This is a genomic window from Variovorax sp. 01T439_2 (genome assembly GCF_056398445.1).
Map to the genome: position 1 here is coordinate 1 of NZ_JBFTPJ010000542.1, position 4,057 is coordinate 4,057.

A 4,057-nucleotide genomic window follows, 5' to 3' on the forward strand; every position below is an offset into this window, starting at 1 on the left:
GATGCCGTGCCGGCCTCGCTCGAAGAGGCGGCGCTGATGGACGGCGCGGGCTACGCCACCGTGTTCATGGAGATCGTGATGCCGATGGCGGCCGCCGGCATCGCGGCCACGGCGATCCTGTGCTTCCTCTACGCCTGGAACGACTTCTTCTTCGCGCTGATCCTCACGCGCACCGATGCGCGCACCGCGCCGGTCGCGGTGGTCAACTTCATGAACTACGAAGGCTGGGAGTGGGGCAAGATCGCCGCCGGCGGCTCGCTGGTGATGGCGCCCGTGCTGGTGTTCTCGATGCTGGTGCGGCGCTACCTGGTCAGCGGCCTCACGGCCGGCGCGGTGAAAGGCTGAGGCAATGGTCCCCGCAAACCTCAGCGGCGCGACGCGCCTCGTGCCGATCCTCGCGCACCCGGTCGACCACGTGCGCGCGCCGCGCATCTACAACCCGGCCTTCGCCGCCGCCGGCCTCGACTGGTGCCTGGTGCCGATGGGCGTGCACCCCGGCGACTTCGCGGCCACTGTGGCGCAACTCGCGCGCGTGGACAACCTGCAGGGCCTGAACCTCACGATCCCGCACAAGGCCGCGGCGCATGCGCTGTGCGCGCGCCTCGGACCCGAGGCGCGGCGCACCGGCGTGGTCAACACCATGCGCATCGACGCCGATGGCCAATGGTCGGGCGAGAGCTTCGATGGCGTCGGCTTTGTCGACGCGGCACGCGCACACGGCGTGCTGCGCATCGATCGGCCGGTGGTGCTGGTGGGCGCGGGCGGTGCGGGCACCGCCATTGCCTTCGCGCTGGCCGCGGCCGGCGTGCGCGAGCTGCACATTGTCAACCGCGAAGCCGAGCGCGCGCAGCAGCTGTGCGCCGAACTGCGCAAGGCCTATCCCGGCATCGATGCCGACACGCGTGCCGGCAGCGTGTGCCGCGCCGGCCTCGCCATCAACGCCACCTCGCTCGGCCTGCACGCGGGCGACCCGATGCCCTTCGACCCGGCGCAGCTGCCGGCCGATGCGGCGCTGTTCGACATCATCGCCGCGCGCGACACCGAGCTCATGGCCGCCTGCGCCGCGCGCGGGCTGCGGGTGGTCGGCGGCAAACCCATGATCGACCACCAGGTCGCCGCGCAGATCGCCTTCTGGCGCGGCGCCGCCGCATGAACAACATTTGATCCAGGAGACTCCATGAAGAAATTCGCAAGGGCCGCGATGGCCCTGTCGGCCATGGCGCTCGCCGCCGCATCCGCGCTGGCGCAGCCCAAGGCCGACTATCCGCACAAGCCCATCGTGCTGGTCGTGCCGCAGCCCGCGGGCGGCGCGGCCGACCAGTTCGCGCGGCCCTTCGGCCAGGCGCTGTCGCAGCGGCTGGGCCAGCCGGTGGTCATCGACAACCGGCCCGGCGCCAACGGCAACATCGCGGCCGCCTACGTGGCGCGCAACCAGCCGGCCGACGGCTACACCATCTTCTTCGGCTCGGTCAGCACGCTGGCCGTGAACCCGCACCTCTACAAGGCCACGGGCTTCGACGCGCTGAAGGACTTCCAGCCGATCACGCTCACCAACCAGACGCCCAACGTGCTGGTGGTGGGCGCGGGCACGCCCTACAAGACCGTGGCCGACGTGGTGGCGGCCGCGAAGAAGGAGCCCGGCACGCTGAGCTTCGGCTCGGCCGGCAACGGCAACACCATGCATCTCACGGGGCTGCAGTTCGAGGCGAAGACGGGCACCCGGCTGATCCACGTGCCCTACAAGGGCGGCCCCGCCGCGCTCAACGACGTGATGGGCGGGCAGATCCCGATGATGTTCCACAACCTCTCGGCCGTGCTCRGGCAGGAGAAGGGCGGCCGCGTGCGCGTGCTGGCCGTGGCCGACACGCAGCGCTCGAAGCTGCTGCCCAACGTGCCGACCATGGCCGAGGCCGGCGCGCCCGGCGTGGTGCAGCTCGCATGGAGCGGCATGCTGGTGCGCAGCGGCACGCCCGCGCCGGTGGTCGAGCGGCTGCACAAGGAGATGGTTGCAATCCTCAAGGAGCCCGCGTTCCGCAAGCCGCTGGAAGAGCAGGGCTTCGATGTACTCTCATCGACGCCACAGGCGTTCGCCGAGCGCCTGAAGGCCGACCACGCCGCGATGGGCGAGGTCATCAAGGCCGGCAACGTGAAGATCGACTGACCCCGCAAAAGGACCGAACCCATGCCCTCGCGCAACACCTTCAAGCACGCCCTCGCGGCGAAGATCCCGCAGATCGGCCTCTGGTCGACGCTGCCCGACCCCTACATCTCCGAGCTGCTCGCGGGCGCCGGCTTCGACTGGATGCTGCTGGACGCCGAGCACACGCCCGGCGATCCGACCACCATGCTGCGCCAGCTGCAGGCGGTGCAGGCCGAGCGCGATCGGCCCACCTCGGCCGTGGTGCGCCCGCCCTGGAACGACCCGGTGCTGATCAAGCAGTACCTGGACATCGGCGCACAGACGCTGCTGCTGCCCTTCGTGCAGAACCGCGCCGAGGCCGAGGCCGCCGTGGCCGCCACGCGCTATCCGCCGAACGGCATCCGCGGCATGGGCGGCACGGTGCGCGCCACCCGCTTCGGCCGCGACACCAAGTACGTGGCCGAGGCCTCCAGCGAGATCTGCGTGCTGGTGCAGGTGGAGACCGTGGAAGCGCTCGAGCACCTGGAGGACATCGCGAACGTCGACGGTGTCGACGGCGTCTTCATCGGCCCCGGCGACCTGTCGGCCAGCATGGGCGTGGCCGGCCAGGTCAACCACCCCACGGTGCGCGCCGCCATCGACCGCGCCATCGCGCGCATCCTCGCCTGCGGCAAGGCGCCCGGCATCCTCATGAACGACGAGCCGCGCGCGCGCGAGCTGCTCGACCTTGGCGCGCTCTTCGTGGCGGTGGCCAACGACCAGCTGCTGCTGCGCAAGAGCGCCGACGACATCGCCGCGCGCTTCAAGCAGCGCGGCGCGCCCGCCGCCCCCGCTTCGGCGCCGGCCCCCGCCACCTATTGAACCCAGAGATCCAGAGAACACACCGCATGTCCACAGAAGCCGCCCGCCCCAAGACCCTGCAGGAACTGCGCAGCCAGCGCTGGTTCGCGAGCGACGACATCCGCGGCTTCGCGCACCGCCAGCGCATGCAGCAGCAGGGGCTCGCGCGCGAGGAGTTCATGGGCCGGCCGGTCATCGGCATCGTCAACACCTGGAGCGAGCTCTCGCCGTGCCACGCGCACCTGCGCGAGCGTGCCGAGTCCGTCAAGCGCGGCGTGCTGCAGGCCGGCGGCTATCCGCTCGAGCTGCCCGCGCTGAGCCTGGGCGAAGTGATGGTCAAGCCCACGACCATGATCTACCGCAACCTGCTGGCCATCGAATGCGAGGAGCTGCTGCGCAGCCTGCCGATCGACGGCGTGGTGCTGATGGGTGGCTGCGACAAGACCACGCCTGGCCTGGTCATGGGCGCGCTGTCGATGGACATCCCGGCCATCTTCCTGCCCGCCGGCCCGATGATGAATGACCGCTACAAGGGCCAGGCCGTGGGCGCGGGCACGCACACCAAGAAGTTCTGGGCCGAGCGCACCATCGGCAACATCGGCGAGGCCGAATGGATCCGCCTCGAAGCGCGCATGACGCGCACGCCCGGCACCTGCAACACCATGGGCACGGCCAGCACCATGACCGCCATCGCCGAGGCCATGGGCCTGTCGCTGCCCGGCGCCATGAGCATTCCGGCCGTCGACTCCGAGCACAGCCGCATGGCATGGCGCTGCGGCGAGCGCATCGTCTCGATGGTGTGGGAAGACCTGAAGCCCTCGCGCATCGTCACCAAGGCCTCGTTCCTCAACGCCGTGGCCGCCTACATGGCGCTCGGCGGCTCGACCAACGCGGCGGTGCACCTGCCCGCGATGGCGGGGCGCGCAGGCATCGAGCTGAACATCGACGAGCTCGACGCCATCGCGCGGCGCGTACCCGTCATTGCCAACCTCTATCCGTCGGGCGAGAAGCTGATGGAAGACTTCCACTACGCCGGCGGCCTGCCGGCAGTGCTCAACAGGATCGCGGCGCACCTGG

Annotated in this window: 5 protein-coding genes; all 5 read left to right on the forward strand. The window is 70.5% G+C overall.

What is annotated here, in order from left to right; all coding sequences use genetic code 11:
* A partial coding sequence (locus AC1DOC_RS22735; protein WP_478130531.1) for an ABC transporter permease subunit occupies positions 1–345 on the forward strand: 345 nt, incomplete at its 5' end.
* A gap of 4 nt (positions 346–349) precedes the next feature.
* Positions 350–1,153, forward strand: coding sequence for a shikimate dehydrogenase family protein (locus AC1DOC_RS22740; RefSeq protein WP_478129106.1), 804 nt, complete (start codon positions 350–352; stop codon positions 1,151–1,153).
* Between the two features lie 24 nt (positions 1,154–1,177).
* A complete protein-coding gene (locus tag AC1DOC_RS22745; protein ID WP_478130532.1) occupies positions 1,178–2,161 on the forward strand; it encodes a Bug family tripartite tricarboxylate transporter substrate binding protein in 984 nt (327 codons plus the stop codon).
* 21 nt (positions 2,162–2,182) lie between these two features.
* Complete coding sequence (locus AC1DOC_RS22750; protein WP_307594456.1) at positions 2,183–3,001, forward strand: aldolase/citrate lyase family protein; 819 nt, start codon at positions 2,183–2,185, stop codon at positions 2,999–3,001.
* 26 nt (positions 3,002–3,027) lie between these two features.
* A partial coding sequence (locus AC1DOC_RS22755; RefSeq protein WP_478130533.1) for a dihydroxy-acid dehydratase domain-containing protein occupies positions 3,028–4,057 on the forward strand: 1,030 nt, incomplete at its 3' end.

Bases quoted from the DNA above. Each gene is read 5' to 3' on its own strand.
- AC1DOC_RS22750 (WP_307594456.1), top strand. From the start codon at position 2,183: ATGCCCTCGCGCAACACCTTCAAGCACGCCCTCGCGGCGAAGATCCCG.
- AC1DOC_RS22740 (WP_478129106.1), top strand. From the start codon at position 350: ATGGTCCCCGCAAACCTCAGCGGCGCGACGCGCCTCGTGCCGATCCTC.